16 protein-coding genes, 1 tRNA gene and 1 pseudogene are annotated in these 18,548 nt (G+C 71.1%); 10 read left to right on the plus strand and 8 right to left on the minus strand.

The features are described from left to right. The 3 genes and pseudogenes from M4D54_RS11775 to M4D54_RS11785 form a co-directional block, all read left to right on the plus strand. Positions 1-136: pseudogene (locus M4D54_RS11775) on the plus strand (integrase core domain-containing protein); the annotation flags it as partial. A 318-nt stretch (positions 137-454) separates the two neighbouring features. Beyond that, on the plus strand, positions 455-979 hold the full coding sequence (locus M4D54_RS11780) for a hypothetical protein (protein WP_259891689.1): 525 nt from the start codon (positions 455-457) through the stop codon (positions 977-979). A gap of 327 nt (positions 980-1,306) precedes the next feature. After that, positions 1,307-2,560: a glycoside hydrolase family 3 N-terminal domain-containing protein gene (locus tag M4D54_RS11785; protein ID WP_259891691.1), complete on the plus strand. Its 1,254-nt coding sequence runs from the start codon at positions 1,307-1,309 to the stop codon at positions 2,558-2,560. Between the two features lie 35 nt (positions 2,561-2,595). On the opposite strand, the gene thiD is transcribed toward M4D54_RS11785, so the two are convergent. After that, positions 2,596-3,474, minus strand: a complete 879-nt coding sequence (thiD, locus tag M4D54_RS11790; protein ID WP_259891693.1) for a bifunctional hydroxymethylpyrimidine kinase/phosphomethylpyrimidine kinase — start codon at positions 3,472-3,474, stop codon at positions 2,596-2,598. A 184-nt stretch (positions 3,475-3,658) separates the two neighbouring features. Here thiD and M4D54_RS11795 point away from each other — a divergent pair, with 184 nt between their 5' ends. Further along, positions 3,659-4,627, plus strand: coding sequence for a hypothetical protein (locus M4D54_RS11795; RefSeq protein WP_259891694.1), 969 nt, complete (start codon positions 3,659-3,661; stop codon positions 4,625-4,627). Positions 4,628-4,673: 46 nt separating this feature from the next. Then, a complete protein-coding gene (locus tag M4D54_RS11800; protein WP_259891705.1) occupies positions 4,674-5,507 on the plus strand; it encodes a hypothetical protein in 834 nt (277 codons plus the stop codon). A 200-nt stretch (positions 5,508-5,707) separates the two neighbouring features. On the opposite strand, the gene M4D54_RS11805 is transcribed toward M4D54_RS11800, so the two are convergent. From M4D54_RS11805 to M4D54_RS11830, 6 genes are all read right to left on the minus strand, one after another. After that, entirely contained in the window at positions 5,708-6,601 is an 894-nt protein-coding gene (locus tag M4D54_RS11805; protein ID WP_193866502.1) for a Bax inhibitor-1/YccA family protein, read from the minus strand. Between the two features lie 204 nt (positions 6,602-6,805). Then, positions 6,806-7,582 carry an amino acid ABC transporter ATP-binding protein gene (locus M4D54_RS11810; protein ID WP_259891709.1) on the minus strand — a complete coding sequence of 259 codons (777 nt, stop codon included), beginning with the start codon at positions 7,580-7,582 and terminating at the stop codon, positions 6,806-6,808. Continuing rightward, entirely contained in the window at positions 7,569-8,234 is a 666-nt protein-coding gene (locus M4D54_RS11815; RefSeq protein ID WP_259790743.1) for an amino acid ABC transporter permease, read from the minus strand. The genes M4D54_RS11810 and M4D54_RS11815 overlap by 14 nt, the downstream gene beginning before the upstream one ends. A 4-nt stretch (positions 8,235-8,238) precedes the next feature. Then, positions 8,239-9,126 carry a transporter substrate-binding domain-containing protein gene (locus M4D54_RS11820; RefSeq protein ID WP_259891711.1) on the minus strand — a complete coding sequence of 296 codons (888 nt, stop codon included), beginning with the start codon at positions 9,124-9,126 and terminating at the stop codon, positions 8,239-8,241. A 117-nt stretch (positions 9,127-9,243) separates the two neighbouring features. Continuing rightward, entirely contained in the window at positions 9,244-10,377 is a 1,134-nt protein-coding gene (locus M4D54_RS11825; RefSeq protein ID WP_193866505.1) for a PLP-dependent aspartate aminotransferase family protein, read from the minus strand. Between the two features lie 127 nt (positions 10,378-10,504). Further along, positions 10,505-11,254, minus strand: coding sequence for a YggS family pyridoxal phosphate-dependent enzyme (locus M4D54_RS11830; RefSeq protein WP_259891724.1), 750 nt, complete (start codon positions 11,252-11,254; stop codon positions 10,505-10,507). A gap of 185 nt (positions 11,255-11,439) precedes the next feature. On the opposite strand from M4D54_RS11830, the gene M4D54_RS11835 reads away from it, so the two are divergent. The 3 genes from M4D54_RS11835 to M4D54_RS11845 are packed head-to-tail and all read left to right on the plus strand — an operon-like array spanning position 11,440 to position 15,504. After that, positions 11,440-13,557 (plus strand): MMPL family transporter, encoded by a 2,118-nt coding sequence (locus M4D54_RS11835; protein WP_259891727.1) that lies wholly within the window; start codon positions 11,440-11,442, stop codon positions 13,555-13,557. Further along, complete coding sequence (locus M4D54_RS11840; protein ID WP_259891729.1) at positions 13,523-14,887, plus strand: sensor histidine kinase; 1,365 nt, start codon at positions 13,523-13,525, stop codon at positions 14,885-14,887. The genes M4D54_RS11835 and M4D54_RS11840 overlap by 35 nt, the downstream gene beginning before the upstream one ends. Then, the gene (locus M4D54_RS11845) at positions 14,884-15,504 is read left to right on the plus strand and encodes a response regulator transcription factor (RefSeq protein WP_259891732.1); all 621 of its coding nucleotides are present in this window, start codon (positions 14,884-14,886) and stop codon (positions 15,502-15,504) included. Before M4D54_RS11840 ends, M4D54_RS11845 begins: the two co-directional genes overlap by 4 nt. Before the next feature lie 41 nt (positions 15,505-15,545). Here M4D54_RS11845 and M4D54_RS11850 read toward each other — a convergent pair. Further along, positions 15,546-15,619, minus strand: a tRNA-Leu gene (locus M4D54_RS11850). A 124-nt stretch (positions 15,620-15,743) separates the two neighbouring features. Here M4D54_RS11850 and M4D54_RS11855 point away from each other — a divergent pair. Continuing rightward, positions 15,744-17,906 carry a helicase-associated domain-containing protein gene (locus M4D54_RS11855; RefSeq protein ID WP_259891734.1) on the plus strand — a complete coding sequence of 721 codons (2,163 nt, stop codon included), beginning with the start codon at positions 15,744-15,746 and terminating at the stop codon, positions 17,904-17,906. Between the two features lie 184 nt (positions 17,907-18,090). Continuing rightward, the gene (locus M4D54_RS11860) at positions 18,091-18,357 is read left to right on the plus strand and encodes a hypothetical protein (RefSeq protein ID WP_193866511.1); all 267 of its coding nucleotides are present in this window, start codon (positions 18,091-18,093) and stop codon (positions 18,355-18,357) included. The last annotated feature ends 191 nt before the right edge of the window (positions 18,358-18,548 follow it).

Genomic DNA, 18,548 nt, shown 5'->3' on the forward strand with positions numbered 1-18,548 from the left:
GGTCGAGCTTGCCACGATGGGATGGGTCCACTGGTGGAACACGGCCCGGCTCCACGAAGCTCTCGACTACCGCACCCCAGCGAGCGTCGAAGCGGCCTACACTCGCACCACGACGACCGCGCCCGCGACCGTCTAACCACGGAACGAAACCCAGGGCGCTTCAATCTCCGCCGTCTTCGGGGCAGCGGAGCGCGTCACGCAGGACCTCACCCACCTCGTCCCCGATCTCGACCGGGACCGTTGCGAGTACGCGCTTGCAAGCGTGCTTCTGGAGGAGGCGCGGGTCGCGAAGAGGTAGCGGCCCGGGACCAGGCGGTCAGTCGCGTGGAGCCGCCCCGCCGTTGACAAAGCCGTCGAACGTCCGGATGTCCCGCTTCGGCTCGGGAAGTCCGTCGCATCCCTCTTCCCTGCTGGCACCTACAAGGCGGAGGGTGGGCTGGCGCTCATCGACGCCATGATCGCTGCCGACCGCAAACCCACCACGGTCCTGGTCGACCGTGGATACACCTACCTCGACACCGAGCAGTGGGCACGCCAGGTGTGGTCCCGGGGCGTCGAGCAGGTCCTTGATCTCCACAGGAACCAGCGCACCCCGAGGCCAGGCCCCATTCCCGGCACGGTCTTCGTGGACGGTGGCCTGTTCAAGGACACCCTGCCCGCTGACCTGCGGACCTTGGGCGGCTATGCACTCGGCATGAGCGCCGAAGCCGAGGCACTCTTGGCCGAGCAGTACGACCGGCGCAAGTACCACGCCTTCACTCCCATGGGAGCGCCGAACTACGAGCGGGGCACACAGCGTTACCGAGACCCCGTGCTCTCAGGCACGATGCGTTGCGCCAACCACCCCAAGTCGATGCGTCTCGATCCCTCCCGCTATCCGACGACGCAATGCGTCAAGGGAACCTCGGCCCACCAAGGCGCTGCACCGCCAACGCAAGTTCACCAGGCCGCGACGCGCTCAGGCACCACCCGGTTCTGAGCGCACCGGGCCCACGGCGACGCCCTGGGACGGTGAAGCGGACAGCCAAGTCCCCCGGCAAGAGGAGCGTCAAGACGAAGTAGCACACACGGCGATGGCCCCTGCCCGGAAACACCCGGGCAGGGGCCGTTTTGCGTCTTTGAGCGGTGAAGGGCCGTCGAAACAGGCCGCGCTGAGGCCCAGCCCGGCTGCCGAGGGCAGAAGTAGTGAGATAGGTCTGGCCAGAGGCCCCGATGGACCTCTGGCCAGCCATTTACTGCTTCGATGGGGCCACATTCTTTGTGACACCTAGTGCTGGACCGGAAGCGGGACTGGAAGACTGCGGGCATGCGTCGACGTCAGCTCCTGGCCCTCTCCCCCGCTCTCGCCCTGGCCGCCTGCACCTCGCCGGAGCAGGGCGACGGAGCCGATCCCGTCCTCCCGGCAGACCCGGAGGCCACCTCGGGAGGTGAGGAGGAGGGCTCGAGTCCCACCCGCGGCGAGGGGACGGGCTCCGGGGACGAAACGGAGCAGACCGCGCCTGCGCCCGGCCCCTGGGACCCGTCCGAGCAGGTCACCGGGCTGCTCGAGCAGCTGACTCCACGGGAGGTGGCAGGGCAGCTGGTGATGGTGGGGATCATGGCGGGCTCCACCCTCCCCTCCGAGATCCTCCGAGAGCACCACGCCGGCGGGATCTTCCTGCTGGACGTGTGGCGGGATCCCGGCCAGGTGGACGGGACGGTGGCTGCCGCCCGCGAGGGCTCCCGACCGGAGGTGCCGCCGCTGGTGGCCGTGGACCAGGAGGGCGGGCAGGTGCGGATGCTGCGCGGTGACGCGGCCCGGCGCACCCCCTCGGCCGAGGAGCTCGGCGAGGCCGGCACAGACGCCGTGGGCGATGCCTACACCTCCATCGGGGAGGATCTCGCCGCCCGCGGCATCCAGGTCGCCTTCTCGCCCGTGGCCGACGTGGTGGACCCCGCACTGGGGCCGGCGAACGAGCCCGTGGGAGGACTGGGCCGCGGGTTCGGCACCGACCCCGCGCACGTGGGCGACTGCGTCAGGGCCGCCGTCCAGTCCCTGCACGACGCCGACACCGGCGCCACCCTCAAGCACTTCCCGGGCCTGGGGCGCGTGGAGCAGAACACCGATCACTCCGCGGAGGGGATCATCGACGACACCACCACCATCGAGGACCCGTTCCTGGACTCGTTCCGAGCCGGCATCGATGCAGGGGCGGAGCTGGTGATGCTGGCCTCCGCCACCTATGCGCAGATCGATTCCGAGGCTCCCGCGATGTTCTCGCGCGCGGTGGTCACCGATCTGCTGCGCGGTCGGCTGGGATTCGAAGGTGTCGCCGTCACCGACGACATCGGGGCGGCGAAGGCCGTGGCCGCGGTGCCGGTTCCCGAGCGCGCCACCCGGTTCCTGGACGCCGGCGGGGACGTGCTGCTGACCGCCGATCCGTCCATCACCGGACAGCTGGTGGACGCGATCCAGGAGTGGGCATCCCGGGGCCCCGAGCAGGAGCAGCGGGTACGGGAGTCGGCCGCACGGATGCTGACGCTGAAGGAGCGCCGGGGACTGCTGGGGTCAGGCGGGTGAGCAGCGGGTGAGCGGCGCTGCGAGCACGCCCTCCGTCAGGCGCGGTCCAGGGTGATCAGGTGGTTGACGGGCCCGAAGGCGCGACCGTTGCCGCGCGAGACCTCCCAGTCCTCCGCGTTCTCGATGGCGCTGGCCAGGAACTCGCGGGCGGAGGCCACGATGGTGATGACGTCGTCGTGCTCGCCCTCCTCCCCGATCTCGCCGAGCTCCCCGGCGCGGTCGAACTCCTGGATGCGGGCCATCTGGGCGGTGATCGCCGCGGAGAGCGTGGCACCCGAGCCGCGCACGTGCCGACCCGGCACCCGCTCGGCCCGCAGCAGATCGGTGCCGCCGGGGTGGACCAGCACGTCCACGGCGTCGTCCCCGACCAGACGGCCGCCGGTGATGAGCACCGTCCCCGGCCCCATCGCCTGCAGTGCCAGCGCCTGGTCCCGCATCCCGTCGATGGTGGTGGCCGGGGCGGTGCCCAGCAGCTGGGCGGCCTCGACCATGTTGGAGGTGAGCATGTCGACGTGAGGGAGCAGGGCGGTGCGCAGTGCCCGCGCTCCTTCGGCGGAGATCAGGGGGGCGCCGTCGGTGCCGATCATCACCGAGTCCAGCAGGATCCACCCCAGGCGCTCGCGATGGGTGCGCACGGCCTCCGCGACGGCTTCGACGACGGCGGCGCTTCCCAGGGCACCGATCTTGGTGGCATCCAGCATCAGGTCCTCGGCCACCGCGTCGATCTGGGAGCGCACCACGTCCCCTGGCAGGTAGTGGGTGCCGCGCAGTCCCTGCGTGTTGACCGCGCAGATCATGCTGATCGCACTGGCCCCGTACACGCCCAGGGCGGAGAAGGTCTTGATGTCCGCCTGGATGCCGGCGGCGCCGTCGGAATCGGAGGCGGAGACGGTCAGGACGAGGGGCGGACGCATGTTGATCTCCGTGGTCGAGGGTTCCGGGCTCGGGCGGCGGCCTGCGGGAAGGCGACGGGTGCGCCGACAGGGGGAGGGTACCAACGAGCGCTGGACCGCTCGGATCGGGCACGATCGTGCGAGAATCACCCGGGGCATGGCCCTGAGACCAGGGGTGCGACCCCGAGACGCCGGGGAGGTGGCGATGACTGAGGATCCGCGCAGGTCGGGCTCTGCCGGGGGCGGGACAGCCGACGGCGGGGGGTTCGGCGGCAGCGGGCTGCCCGACTTCACCGCGCGGGGCGCCGCGCCCGGCACCGGTCCCACCGGGCTTCCCGACTACGCCGACCGGGCGACGCCGGCGACGCTGGGCGAGCCCAGCCAGCGCAGCCGCAACCGTGCCCTGACCGTGGTGCTGTCCGTGGTGGGGGCCACGGTGCTGCTGCTGGCGGTGGTGGCACTGGTGCTGTCCCAGACGGTGTTCCGCAGCGTGCTGGAGGAGGATCCCACCGGCTACCCCACCGGCCCCCGCACCGCCGAGGGGCAGAGCGAGTACGTCCCGGATCCGGAGGACCCTGATCTCGCTCCCCCGCCGCCCATCTTCACGCAGGCGCCGACGGTGGACTGCCACGTCCCCGACCATGCCGAGCCCGCCCCGTCCTCGAACGGCACGATCCGCGGCGGGGACCTCCAGTACACGATCCCCGACGGCTGGGACTTCCCCTGGGGCTCCGGCAGCATGCCGTACATGAACGAGGTGCAGGGCCAGGGCCGCAACGTCGAGGGCAACTGGTACTCGGTCGTGAACCTGGGGCGCGTGGTCTTCCCGGATTCCGAGGGTGGCTACCCCGGCTCGGAGCGTGCGGCGGTGGCGATCTTCCAGTGCTACGCCACCACGGCCGGGGTGATCTCGCACTTCGGTGAGCATCCTGAGGTCACCGACTACCGCACCGAGGCCATCGAAGTGGACGGCTACCCGGCATGGATCGTGCAGGCCACCTACAATTTCGAGGACCCGGACATGCTGGAGACCTCCAGCGCGTCCGTCGTCACCTCCATCGTGGTGGAGGGGCCCAACGGCCCCAGTGCCCTGGCCTCGGACGTCGCCGCGGACCATCCCGATCATGTCCAGGGGCTCGAGGAGATCATCGCCAGCCTCGAGGTCGTCGAGTGACCGGCCGCCAGGGGGAGGGCCGGATGAGAGTCGAAGGAGCAGTCAGGTGAGCACCGGTTCCCCGTACACCGGCCCGCAGTACGCCCAGGGTCCGGACGGCCGCGGCGGCCGGAGCAACGCACTGCTGATCGGCGGTATCGCCTTCGCGCTGGTGTTCCTGCTGATCGTCGGCGGCACCGTCGCGTTCCTGGTGTTCCGCAGCTCCGGCGGCAACGGGGCGGGCAGCGGCACCGGGAGCACGACGGTCAGCGACAGTGCCAGTGCGACGACCACCGAGGAGACCGCCTCGGCCACCACCACGCCGCCGGAGACCACGCCCATCGAGGAGGAGCGGCACTGCTGGTCCCCCGTCAACGAGCGCACCTCAAAGAACCCTTCGGGCCGGTTGCGCGGCGGTGGTCTGGAGATCACGCCGCCCGCGATCTTCGACACCCGTGCGAACACCACCTACCTGCACTTCACCACGGATGCGCAGACCGCGATGGCTCCGGTGGAGGGCAGCTGGGTCTCCTCCATCGGGGTGGGGAAGCTCGAGTGGCAGCCGGGAGTGGAGTACCCCGGGGAGAAGGCCGCCGCCGAGCGTCTCGTGAGCTGCCTGTACGGCAACGCGAGCATCTGGGGGGACACCTCCCAGCGCACACTGCACGATCAGGTCACCGAGGCCGTCACCATCCAGGGGATGCCCGGGTATCGCAGCACCGCCGTGCTGAAGTTCGGCAAGCACAACTTCACCAAGACGGACTCCACCCGGATCGACGTGGTCGTGCTGGATACGCCGGAGGGTCCCAGCGTGTACTCCTCGGAGATCTCGATCGGCGTGACCGAGCACGAGGACGCCGCCGCCCAGGCCTACGAGTCCATCACCGGCCTCACGGGCTGAGACCCTGACTGCTCGCTCAGAGCCCGCCTCCTGACCCGAGTTCAGCATGTGGGGGCGAATCCCCGGCTCATTGCCGCACCCCACGCACAGCTGTGGCCCCCTCCGCATCACGGAGGGGGCCACAGTGTCGTTGGCTTCGCGAGCACCGAACCGTGGCTCAGCGCCCGGGTGCGCTCACCTTCACGCGGGAGCGCCCGAGGTCAGTCGCTGCCTCGCAGGATCGAAAGGATGCGCAGGATCTCGATGTACATCCACACCATGGTGACCGCCAGGCCGAAGGCGCAGCGCCACGCGTAGGCACGCGGGGTGTGGCCGGAGGCGGCGCGCTGGACGTCCTCGAAGTCCATCACCAGGGAGTAGGAGGCCATCACCACGGCCAGGCCGCCGATGATCAGGCCGATGACGCCATCGCGCAGGCTCTGCCCGGCCAGGAGCACGAAGCCGATGTTGACCAGGAGGAACAGCATGTAGGCGATCATCGCGACCATGAAGATCTTGGTGAGCACCGGGGAGGTGCGCAGGATGCCCATGCGGAAGAGCACCAGCACTGTGCCGGCCACCGCGAGGGTGCCGATCACGGCCTGGACGGCGATGCCCGGGTAGTACAGGTCGATCGAACCGCTGATCCCGCCCAGCAGCATGCCCTCGAAGACCGCGTACGCGAGCACCAGGATGGCGGAGGGCTGCTTCTTGAAGGAGTTGACCAGACCGAGGATGAAACCGCCGATCAGGCCGACGATGGTGGCGGCTCCGCCGATCAGCAGCCCCAGCTGCAGGCCCGACTCGCCCATGACGGCGCCGAGCAGGCGCGGGGTCACAGCGATGACGAAGCCGACCACCATGATCACGCCGAGGGTGGCGGTGATGGCGTTGAGCGCATCGCGCATGGTCATGCGGCCGGTGTCGTGACCGGTGGCCGCCGGGCGGGCGTACATCGCCTCGAGCTGGTCGGTCTGCTGTGTCTGCTGCGCACCGAAGTCGGAGGACCACTGGGTCCCCTGGGGAGGGCCGGACTGGCCGAACTGCGGGCTGCTGAAGGACTGCCCCCGCTGAACGGCCTGGTCACGGCCGAAGATGACATTGTGGCGGGCCATGATGCTCCTCGGGAAGATGGATCTGGACGGGGTCACGCGCCATCGCCTGGGGTTCCCCGGACAGGGCGATGGTCCTGACCTCCGGTCGGGATCAACTGTATAGGGTTCGCGTCCTCTGGTCCTGGCAGCGACCTGAACGTTCGCTCAGGGCATCCCGGTGCACCTCCCTGGGTGACCCAGTGGGCGGTGTCGGTCTCGGTGCTCTCACACCGAGCCGATGACCTCGCGGAACCTGCGCAGGCGCTCGTCGTCGCTGCGGAAGAACTCCTCCGGTGATCCGTCCTGCAGCACCTTGCCGCCCTCCAGGAACACCACGCGGTCCGCCACGCGACGGGCGAAGGCCAGGGAGTGGGTGACCACCACCAGGGTGCGGTTCTCCTGCGCCAGGGCGGCCAGCACCGCCACCACCTCGGCCGCCAGCTCGGGATCCAGGGCCGACGTCGGCTCGTCGAACAGCAGGAAGTCAGGATCCATGGCCAGCGCCCGGGCGATCGCGACACGCTGCTGCTGGCCGCCGGAGAGCCGATCCGGGTAGGAGTCGGCCTTCTCCGCCAGGCCCACCTTCGCCAGCAGTTCCCGACCCAGGGCCTCTGCCTCGTCACGGGAGCGGCCCAGGCTCTCGACGGGGGCCAGCGTGACGTTGCCCAGCGCCGTCAGGTGCGGGAACAGGTTGAACTGCTGGAACACCATCGTGGATCGGGAGCGGATCTCCCGCACCGTGCGCGGACTGATGCGTCCGCCCACGTCGATCGGCCCGGAGCCCAGGTCGATCTGGCCGGCATCGGGCTTCTCCAGCAGGTTGATGCAGCGCAGCAGGGTCGACTTCCCGGATCCGGAGGGGCCCAGCAGCACCGTGGTGCGACCGCGGGCGATCTCGAGGTCCACGTCGTCCAGGGCCACGAGGTCACCGAAGGTCTTGCGGATTCCGATCAACCGCAGCGGGTTGCGGGCATCGGCAGCGCGCAGATCAGCTGCGGACATGGGCGGACACCTTCTTCTCCAGGACGTTCTGGCCCAGGCTCAGCAGGGAGACCATCACCAGGTAGATCAGGGCCACCAGCGTGTACATGGCCATGGGCTCGAAAGTGCTGCCGGCGACCTGCCGGCCCACCTGGAACAGGTCCACCAAGGTGATGGCGAACACCAGGGAGGTGCCCTTGACCAGGTCGATGAAGTCGTTGGCCAGCGGGGGCAGCACGATCCGCATCGCCTGCGGCGCCACCACCCGGCGGAAAGTGGTGGCGCGCGAGAGGTTCAAGGTCTGGGCGGCCTCGAACTGCCCGCGCGGGATCGACAGGATGGAGGCGCGCACCGCCTCGGAGGCGTAGGCACCGGTGTTCAGCGCGAGAGTGACCACGGCCGCCGGGAACGCATCGAGGCTGATGCCCAGGCTGGGCAGGCCGAAGTACACGATGAACAGCTGCACCACCAGCGGCGTGCCGCGAAACACCTGCACGTACGCCCAGGCCAGTGCCTTCAGCGGCGCGGGCCCGTACAGCCGTACCAGTGCCACCACCACCGCGACCACCAGGGCGATCGCGAAGGAGATCAGCGACAGCGGGATCGTGACCTCGACGGCTGCCCGCAGCAGGCGCGGCAGCGACTGCAGCCACAGCTCCAGGAAGCCGGGCATCCCCTCAGGCCTCCGGGGTGATGTCCTGGCCCACCCACTGCTCGTAGATGGCGGCCAGCGAGCCGTCCTCCTTCATGCCGGCGAGGATCTCGTCGACCGCATCCAGGAGGGGCTGCTGCTCCTGCTGCATGATCACGCCGACGGTGACGTCGGTGGGCAGTTCGGCGTCCAGCAGGCGGAAGGCCGCATCGGGGTGCTCCTCCTGGTAGGTCTGGAAGGAGATGAAGTCGTTGGCGGTGGCGTCCACGCGGCCCTGCACCACCAGCTCGATGGCCTCGGCGAATCCCTGGACGGGGACGATCTCGGCGCCCAGCTTCTCCATCTGCTGGGCCCAGTTGCTGGTGGCGGTCTGGGCCGCGCGCTTGCCCTCGAGCTCCTCCGCGGCCTGCACCTCGGAGTCCTCCGGCACGGCGATGCGGCCGATGGACTGCGCGTACGGCTCGGTGAAGGCGTACTTCTGCTGACGCTCCTCGGTGATGCCCACGTTGTTGATCACCAGGTCGTAGCGGTCCACGTCGAGGCCTGCGATCAGGGAGTCCCATTCGGTCTCGATGTACTCCGGGGTCACGCCGAGGCCCTCGGCGATCTTGTCGGCGATGTCCTTCTCGAAGCCGACGAGCTCGCCGGAGTCGTCGTGGAAGGCGTAGGGCCGGTAGGTGCCCTCCAGGCCGATGCGGATCGAGCCGTTCTCCTGGATGCGGGCGAGGATGTCCTCGTCGACGGAGCCTCCGCCGCCCCCGCCGTCCGAGCCGCCGGAGCCTCCGGGGCCGCCCGCTCCGCGGGTCGGGTCCTCGGAGCCGCAGGCGGCCAGCAGGGCGGCGATCGAGGCGCCGCCGGCGGTCAGGGCGATGCGGCGGGTGGGGCGCGGGCGGGGAGCAGAGCTGCTGTTCATGGAGAGTCCTTCGGTGGTGGGTCCGGTGCTCGGGCGGGGCGTTTCGGGGTCAGCGGGCAGTGGTGGGGCCGGACCAGACCTGGGGTTCGGCCGGCGGCAGGGACCTGGACCCGGGGGTCAGCGAGCGGAGGCGAGGGCCTGCGCGAGGTCCTCGAGCAGGTCGTCGATGTTCTCGATGCCGACCGAGAGCCGCAGCAGCTCATCGGAGATGCCGGCGGTGGCACGGGCCTCGGGGGTCATGGCCTCGTGGGTCATGGTGGCGGGGCGGCAGATCAGCGACTCGACCCCACCCAGGCTCACCGCGTACACGGGGTAGCGCAGGGCTTCCACGAACCGCACGCGGTCCAGCCCCGCAGCGAGCTCGAAGGAGAGCACGGCGCCGGGACCGTCGGCCTGGGAGGCGTGGATGCGGGCCTCCTGCTCGCTGTGGGAACCGGGGAAGAACACCGTCGTCACGTCGTCGCGGTCCCGCAGGAACTCGGCGATGGCCCGGGCGTTGTCCTGCTGGCGCTCGAGCCGCAGGGGCAGGGTCTTGATCGCCTGGATCAGACGGAAGGAGTCCGATGGCGACAGCACGCCGCCCTGGGCCTTCTGCGCCAGCGCGTACGCCTCTGCGAGCGCGGGATCACTGGTGGTGACCACGCCCGCCAGCAGGTCGGAGTGCCCGGCGAGGTACTTGGTGGCCGACTGCACCACCACGTCGGCACCGAGCTCGAGCGGGCGCTGCAGCACCGGTGTCATGAAGGTGTTGTCCACGGCCACCAGGGCACCGTGGCGGTGGGCGAGCTCGACCAGGCGGCGCAGATCGGTGACTCGCAGGGTGGGGTTGGCGGGCGTCTCGACGAACACCATGCGGGTGGCGGGAGTGAAGTCCTCATCGGTGAGGGCGCCGAGGTCGTCGACGTAGCGTCCGGTGAGGCCGCGGGCGGGGAACACCTTGTCCACGAAGCGGAAGGTTCCTCCGTACACACTGGTCGGCAGTAGCACCTCGTCCCCCACCTCGAGGGTGGAGAACACGGCGGCGGTGGCGGCCATGCCGGTGGCGAAGGCGAAGCCGTGCTCGGCACCGTCCAGCGCGGCCAGCACCTGCTCGAGCTGGGCGCGGGTGGGGTTGGAGCCGCGCTGGTAGGCGTAGCCGCCGTCATCGGTGGCGGCATCGAGCTCGAAGGTGGATGCAAGGTGCACCGGGGGGACGACAGCTCCGTGCTCGTGGTCCCTCAGCGTCTGCACGGCGACGGTCTGGATGTGCACGGGTGCCTCCGCTTCTCAGGTGGGGTCGATCGAACGCCCACACCTTAAGCACGATTTATGACAGACCCAATTTCTCCATGACGATGTGTGAACCACGAAACGCTCCCCGCGGGCCCGACGCCGGCGCTCAGGCGGGGCGGGGCCCGAAGATCGCCGATCCGACGCGCACAATGGTGGCGCCCTCCTCGACCGCGATCTCGAGGTCGCCGCTCATGCCCATGCTCAGCTGCTCGAAGTCGTCCAGGCCCAGCCGTTCCCGCACCTCCTCGCGCAGTTCCCGCAGGGACCGCAGCGATGCCCGCACCGCCGCGTCGTCACTGGTGTTGGCTCCGATGGTCATCAGGCCCACGGGCCGCAGCACCTGACTCCCCCTCAGTCGCTGCACCACGGGGATGACCGAGTCCGGCGTGGGGTCGTAGCCGCCCTTGGACTCCTCACCCGAGGTGTTGACCTGCACCAGCACGTCCCGATGCAGCCCGGCCATCTCGGCGCGGCGCTCCAGGGCCTCGGCGATGTCATCGCGATCCACGCTGTGGATCAGCTCGGCGAACGCCACCACGTCGCGGGCCTTGTTGGTCTGCAGGCGGCCGATGAAGTGCCGCGGCACCCCATTGCCTGCCAGCAGCGGGTCCTTGTGCTTGGCCATCTCCTGCGCCCGGTTCTCGCCCACCGCGAGCAGGCGCCCGCGACTGCGCAGCAGGTCGACCGCGGGCGCGATCTGCTCGGGGGTGCGCAGCTTGGTCGCCAGCAGCACCGTGATGTCGGCGCCATCGCGTCCTGCGCGGGCGGCGGCGGCATCGATGCGGGAGAGCACCTCGTCGATGCGGGAGACGAGCTGGGGGTCGAGCTGGGGATCTGCGGATGCAGGCGTGGTCATGCTCCCATTGTGACCCGGGGCCGAGCAGTCCTGTGGTGCGGTCCTCGCGCCGCGGGGGCGGTGACATGACTGAGTGACCCTGGCATGCACCGATCGGTGCGGAGCCCGCATCCATCCTTCGATGGAGATCCGGTTCGCCCTTCAGCGCGATGCCCGGGCCCGGCCCGCTGGGATGAACTGCCGGCATGACCACGATCTCTTCATCCCTGACCTCCCGCCGCGGTGCGTGGACCGTGCTCGCCCTCGCCCTGGTGGTGATGGTGGCGCTGTTCGGTCTGCTGCGGGGCGCCGATGCCCCGGCGCGCAGCACCCATGCCCCGGTGGATTCCGAATCGGCGCGGGTGAGTGCCCTGTTGGAGCAGTTCCCGGATGCAGACCACCAGTCGGTGCTGGTGGTGGCCACCCGCGCCGATGGCGGCTCCCTCGGAGCCGACGATCTGCAGGCACTGGACGGCCTGCTGCCCCCTCTCGCCGAGCACACGGCAGCTGACCCCTCGGGGCCGGTGGTGAGCGAGGACGGGCAGGCGGCCCTGCTGATCGCCCCGATCACCGTGGGGGCGGACAACTCCGAGACGGCCCGGACCATCAGCGCCCTGCGCACCACCCTTGCGGATCACGCGATCGAAGGAGTCTCCCTGCAGGTCACCGGCGGTCCCGCCTTCGGGGCCGATATCGCCTCCGCCTTCGACGGCGCGGACTTCACCTTGCTGGCAGTGACGATCTGCATCGTGGCGGCCCTCCTGATCCTCACCTACCGCTCACCCGTGCTGTGGCTGGTGCCGCTGGTGGTGATCGTGCTGGCCGACGGCCTCGCCGGCCGAGTCACCGCCGCGGTGGGTGCCCACTGGGGTCTCCAGTTCGACGCCGGCATCATCAGCGTCCTGGTGTTCGGCGCTGGCACCAACTACGCGCTGCTGCTGATCTCCCGGTACCGCGAAGAGCTGCAGGCCGAACCCGATCACCGTGCAGCGCTGGCCCGTGCCTGGCGAGGCGTGGCGCCCGCGGTGATGGCATCGAACGCAACGGTCGTGCTGGCGCTCCTGACCCTGCTGCTGGCAGCGATCCCCCTGACCCGCGGCCTCGCCATCCCGGCCGCGATCGGGCTGCTGATCGCGATGGCCTCGGTTCTGCTGGTGCTGCCGCCACTGCTGGCGGTCTGCGGGCGCCGCGTGTTCTGGCCGTTCGTGCCGACGGTGGACGGCGGCGGTCACCGCTCCCGAGCCGGCGCCTGGCGCACGGTGGCCGGCGCCATGGTGCGCCGACCCGTCATCGCACTGACCGCCTCCCTCGCCCTGCTCGGCGTGATGGCCACCGGTCTGCTGGGCACAACGGTGGGTCTGGACCAGGCAGATCGGTTCCGTGTGGAGTCGGAATCCGCGGCGGGCCTGGAGGTGCTCTCGGAGCACTTCCCGCCCGGGGAAGCAGCGCCGATCCTCGTGGTCACCGCACCCGGCAGCGTCGAGCAGGTGGTCGAGGCGGCTCAGGGCATGGACGGGGTGGTGCGGGCTCATCCCCTGGCAGTGAAGGAGGACGGCTCGCTGGCATCGGTGATGGTCACGAGTGAGTACGCGCCCGGGACCGAGCAGAGCCTGGACCAGGTGCGCGAGCTGCGCAAGCAGGTGCATGCGATCGATGGAGCCGACGCCCTGGTGGGCGGCAGCGTGGCGAGCGATCTGGATGCCCGTGAAGGGAACCGCGCGGACCTGCTGCTGGTGGCGCCGCTGATCCTGGCGGTCACCTTCGTGGTGCTCCTGGTGCTGCTGCGTTCGGCAGTCGCCCCGGTGCTGCTGCTGATGGTGAACCTGGCCAGCACCGTCGCCGCGATCGGGGCCGGCGCGTGGCTGAGCCGCATGCTGCTGGAGCAGCAGGCCCTGGACCCCCAGGTGCCGATCCTGGCGTTCCTGTTCCTGGTGGCCCTGGGCATCGACTACACGATCTTCCTGGTGCACAGGGCGCGCTCCGAGGCCGGGGCCTGGGGCACGCGGCGCGGGATGGTGGAGGCGGTCACCCACACCGGTGGGGTGATCGCCAGTGCCGGCATCGTGCTGGCCGCGGTGTTCGCGGCACTCGGCGTGCTGCCATTGGTCACCCTGGCGCAGCTGGGCCTGGTGGTGGGCGTGGGCGTGGTGGTGGACACCCTGGTGGTGCGCACCGTGATGGTCCCGGCGATCTTCTCCCTGGTGGGGGACCGGATCTGGTGGCCGGGGCGCCCCGCGCCCACGACCTCCCCAAGTGGTCATGCCCTGCTCGACAGCGCAGAATCAGACCATGAGCCTCGTCCAGACGCCCCTGCGCAGGCCTGAGCGCACGGGTCGGGTGCCGGCCGGCCTCACCGCGAGAGCGATGGAGGTGGGCCGGCACCTCATCGCCGTGGCCCTCACCGTGATCGGTGTGCTGCGTGCCCTCGCCGACGGAGTGGCCCCGGCCGCCGCGATCGTGGCGGGCCTGGCGATCCTGGGCTGGCACGCAGCCGGTTCCGTGATCGCCACGCGCCCTGCCCCGGGCGGTTCCGCGCCGGGCCGGATCGGTCCCCGTGCAGCCCGGCCGGTGTGGTGGCTGCTGGGCCTGGCGATGGTGTGGGTCGCGGCAGTGGCGGTCTCGCCGGAGTTCGTGTGGCTGGCGTTCCTGCTGTGGCTGCTGGCCGGTCACCTGCTGCCGCTGTGGTGGGGACTGGCATTCGCAGCGGCCGTGCTGGTAGTGGTGGGAGTCGCCCCGGTGCTGCACCACGGTAGCACCAGCTGGGCCAACGTGCTCGGACCGCTGATCGGTGGGGTGTTCGCCTTCGGGATCTCCCGTGGGTACCTGGAGCTGCTGCGGGAGGCGGCGGAGCGGGAGCGCCTGCTGGCCTCGCTGACACGAGCGCATCACGAGCTGGCCCAGCTGCAGGACGAGCTCGCCCTCGCCCAGCGCCGCTCCGGTGCGATCGAGGAGCGGCACCGGCTCTCCCGCGACATCCACGACACCGTCGCCCAGGGCCTCTCGTCAATCCGTCTGCTGTCCCATGCCGAGTCACAGCGCACCGCCGACCCCGAGGCTGCGCGCACCCTGGACCGCGTGGAGCGGCTGGCTCAGGACAGCCTGGTGGACGTGCGAAGGATCGTCGCCGCACTGCTGCCGGCGCAATTGGAGGACGATGCCCTGACCGGGGCACTGCATCAGCTGCTGGACCGCTTCGAGGACGAGACCGGAATGCAGGTGGCGCTCCATGTCGACGGGGAGGTGCCGCCGCTGCCCAGCGAGGTGGAGGTGGCGCTGTTGCGCACTGCTCAGTCAGCGCTGGGCAACGTGCGACGGCACTCCGGGGCAACCCGGGTAGCGGTGAGCCTCAGCGGCGCCGGGGACTCCGTGCGTCTGGACGTGCGAGACGACGGCACCGGGTTCGACGTGCGCCGCTGGGAGGCCGTCGGCCCCGGGCCGGAACAGGCCGACGGCACCGCGAGCTTCGGCCTGCGCTTCATGCGGCAACGACTGAGAGAACTGGGCGGAGACCTGGAGGTCGAGAGCACCCCGGGCGAGGGCACAGCCATCTCTGCCCACCTCCCGCACGTGCCGCGCACCCGCACCGGGGCCGCCCCTGTTGCACCCTGGGGCCAGGGTTCTCAGTCCCGCCCGACGATGGAGAAGACGCCATGACCGCGACCGTGCTGCTGGTGGATGACCATCCTGTGGTGCGCAGCGGACTGCGCGCCGTGCTGTCGGCCGATCCCTCGGTGCACGTGGTGGGTGAGGCCGGGACCGGGGAGGAGGCAGTAGCCCTGGCGCGCGAGCTCGAGCCAGCCGTGGTGCTGTGCGATCTGCGACTGGGCGCGGGCATGAGCGGCATCGACACCACCCGCGCCCTGCGCGACCTCGACCCCGCACCCGCGGTGCTGATCCTGACCACCTTCGACCGGGATGCCGAGCTGCTGGGGGCGATCAGTGCCGGCGCGACCGGGTACCTGCTCAAGGACGTGCCGCCCGAGGACATCGTGGCCGGCATCCTGGACGCCGCGGCGGGGCGGACGGTGCTCGCACCGGAGCTCGCGGCCAGGGTGCTGCAAGGAATGCGCACCCCGCTCCCCCGGCTCACCGAGCGCGAGGTGGAGGTGCTGCGACTGCTGGCCACCGGCGCCACCAACCGGGAGATCGCCCGGGAGCTGTTCGTCACCGAGGCCACCGTCAAGAGCCACCTGGTGCATGTGTTCACCAAGCTCGGCGTGGACTCGCGCTCCCGTGCGGTGCACCTGGCGCAGCGGCAGGGCCTGATCTGATGCGCACGACCTGCCCCGTGCCCCCGACGTGACCTGCCTCGTGCCCCCAACGGGATTCGAACCCGTACTGAGCCGCTTTTAAGGCGGCTGCCTCTGCCGGTTGGGCTATGGGGGCGGGCTCCGGTGGCGTCGGGGCCGTCAGCGCCGGTGCCGTCGGCGCAGCGAGAGCGGCGCGGTCGGCATCGGCACGGGCGAGCTGGACCTGCCCGGAGCCGGACCAGCCTATGCTGGATCGCACCATGACCGCTGTGATCCGGTCCCTCGCGGACTCCCTGCGACGGTTCGGCGATGACCGCCTCGAGGCCCTTCTCGTCGCCCGACCGGATCTCGCCTCGCCCCTGCCCAAGGGCATCGGCCCGCTCGCGGCGCGCGCGGCTGGGGCCGGTTCCGCGCGCCGCGCCCTCTCGGCCCTGACCCTGCCCGAGCTGCACCTGGTGGAGGCACTGGCCGTGCTGCCCGACGGCGCCTCCCCGCGGGAGCTCGCAGCCGCGGTGTCCTCCGACCCGGCCACCATCTCCACCGCGGTGGAGCGCCTGGAGACCCTGGCGGTGGTGTGGGGGGAGGACGAGCTGCACCTGATCCGTCCACTGCGCGAGGGCCTGCGCACCCCGGCGGGACTGGCCGCACCCGAGGCCGGGGACCCGACACCCCAGGAGGCCGAGCGGATCGTCGCGGCTGCCCGGGAGCAGCACGACGGCGTCCTCGACACCCTGGCCTGGGGACCCTCGACGGTGCAGGGCAACGGCCACCTGGCGCGCCAGCTGCTCGAGGCGAGGATCGTCCGACGTGAGGAGGACGGCACCCTGCGCCTGCCCCGCAGCATCCACCTGGCCCTGCGCAAGGGTCGCGTGCGGCGCATCCACACCGCTCTGAGACCGGGCCCGCAGGGCCCTCCCCTGCACGAGCGCATCCCCGGCAGCCGCACCGCACAGGCCGTGGAACGGGCCTTCGAGGCACTGCGCCTGGTGGGCACCGTGCGCGGCTTCGACGAGGACCCTCCCGGGGTGCTGCGGCGCGGCGGCATCCCGCAGCGCGATCTGAACCGGCTGGCCGAGCGTGCCGGCTCGGATCTGCTCACCTACGCGACCGTGCTGCAGACGGCCTGGCAGGTCGGGCTGATCGGCCACGACGGGCAGGAGTGGCACCCCACCCGTGACTGGGACGCGCACCGGGAGCGCTCGGCCGAGTCCCGCTGGGCCGAGCTGGCCCTGGGATGGGCCCGCGGCCACCACCTGGCGGCCGTGGTGGGAACCCCGGATTCCTCCGGCACCGCGCGCCCCCTGCTGTCCGATCTGACGAGGCGTGACGGTGTGCGCACCCGCCGCGGCAGCCTGCTGCGCGCCCTGCGCACCTCCCCCGGCATCAGTGCCACCCCAGAGTCCCTGCAGGCCTCCCTGGCGTGGGCGTTCCCGCTGGTCCCCGCCCCCGTCATCGCCGAGGAGACAGCGGCGATGCTGCGTGAGGGGGAGGCGCTGGGGCTGGTCGACGCGGGTGCGCTGACCGTGCTGGGCGGGCAGCTGGTGCTGGCCCTGGACGAGGACATGATGCAGGCCGATCGGCGGCTCACCGAGGCACTGCAGGTGTCGGCGCCACCGCCGGTCTCCGAGGTGCTGGTGGACGCGGATCTCACCGTGGTGATCCCCGGCCGGCCCTCGGAGCAGCTGATGCCGCTGCTGGACTGGACGGAGGTGGTCTCCCGCGGCGGCGCGGTGACGCTGCGCCTCAGCGCCTCCTCGATCCGTCGGGCGCTCGGCGTGGGTGGGGACCCGGAGCTGCTGCTGGATCTGCTGCGCGAGCACTCCCGCGCCCCGCTCCCCCAGGCCGTGGAGTACCTGGTGCGCGATGAGCAGCGCCGCCACGGCCGGGTGCAGGTCTCCCGGGCCGCCACGGTGCTGCAGGCCGAGGCCGAGGTGCTGGACCTGCTGCAGGCCGCCGCGGAGGCGACCGCGCTGAACCTGCGCCGGCTGGCCCCCACGGTGGCGGTGACCATGTCCGATCCCGGCTTCGCCCTGCAGTGCGCGCGCCGCGCGGGGCTGTCGCCCCAGGCGGTGGGGGCCGACGGGCGCCCGGCCGATGCGCAGCTGTCGCACTCCCTGGCGGGCGGTCCCCTGGCGGCGGACCTGGTCACCGTGGACGGGCCGGAGCTGCGCCTTCCCCCGGCCGAGGCCGTGGCCCGCATCCGGGAGGCCGAGGCGGGGGGCGCCGATCTGAGCGTCACCGACCGACTGCTGGAGGCCATCGCCCAGGGAACCTCACTGGCGCTGGGCATCGTGGACGGCAGGGGCGGTGTGGTGGTGAAGCAGGCACAGCCGATCTCCCTGGAGGGTGGGCGCCTGCGCGCCCGCGAAGCAGGCCGGGACGAGGAGTTCACGGTGCTGGTGCACCGGGTGACCCTGGGCTGAGTCGCAGTCGGAGCACCCCTCGCTGCCCGTGGCACCACGGCACGGCAATGGGGAGTGGTCCCCATCGCGCCGCGGGGTGTGACCTGCGGTACGATCCCCCTCGGCTGGGAGGTGCTCACCCCCGGTACACAGTGTCCGGTTCGCACACCGCAACCGGTGACAGATTGCTTGGAAGGGGAACCCCATGACTGCTCCCACCGGCGGCTTCGACGTCGCATCCCTCAAGAAGAACGCCCTCATCGCCACCATCGTCGGCTTCCTCTGCGGCGGCGTGATCCCCGGCGTGCTGGGCCTGCTCGGCTACCTCAAGGCCGATACGGAGCCCGAGACCGCCCGGAAGTTCACCAAGTGGGCCTGGATCGCCTTCGCGATCATCTGGGTGCTGAACATCCTGTTCTGGATCATCGCTCTGGCCACGGGCATCTTCAGCGCCTCGGTGAGCACCTACTGATCCTTCTCCGGCCGCCCTTCGAGAGACGGCACACCAGAAGGGGCGGGGCGGGCGGGGGGGGGGGGGGGGGGGGGGGGGGGGGGGGGGGGGGTGGGGGGGGGGGGGGGGGGGGGGGGGGGGGGGGGGGGGCCGCTGGGGTCTGGGTGGTCATGGCGCGAGCCTATCCAGCGGATTGCGTCCCCGCCCAACCG

The organism is Brachybacterium sp. p3-SID1565 (genome assembly GCF_025143785.1).
GTDB classification, from domain to species: domain Bacteria; phylum Actinomycetota; class Actinomycetes; order Actinomycetales; family Dermabacteraceae; genus Brachybacterium; species Brachybacterium epidermidis.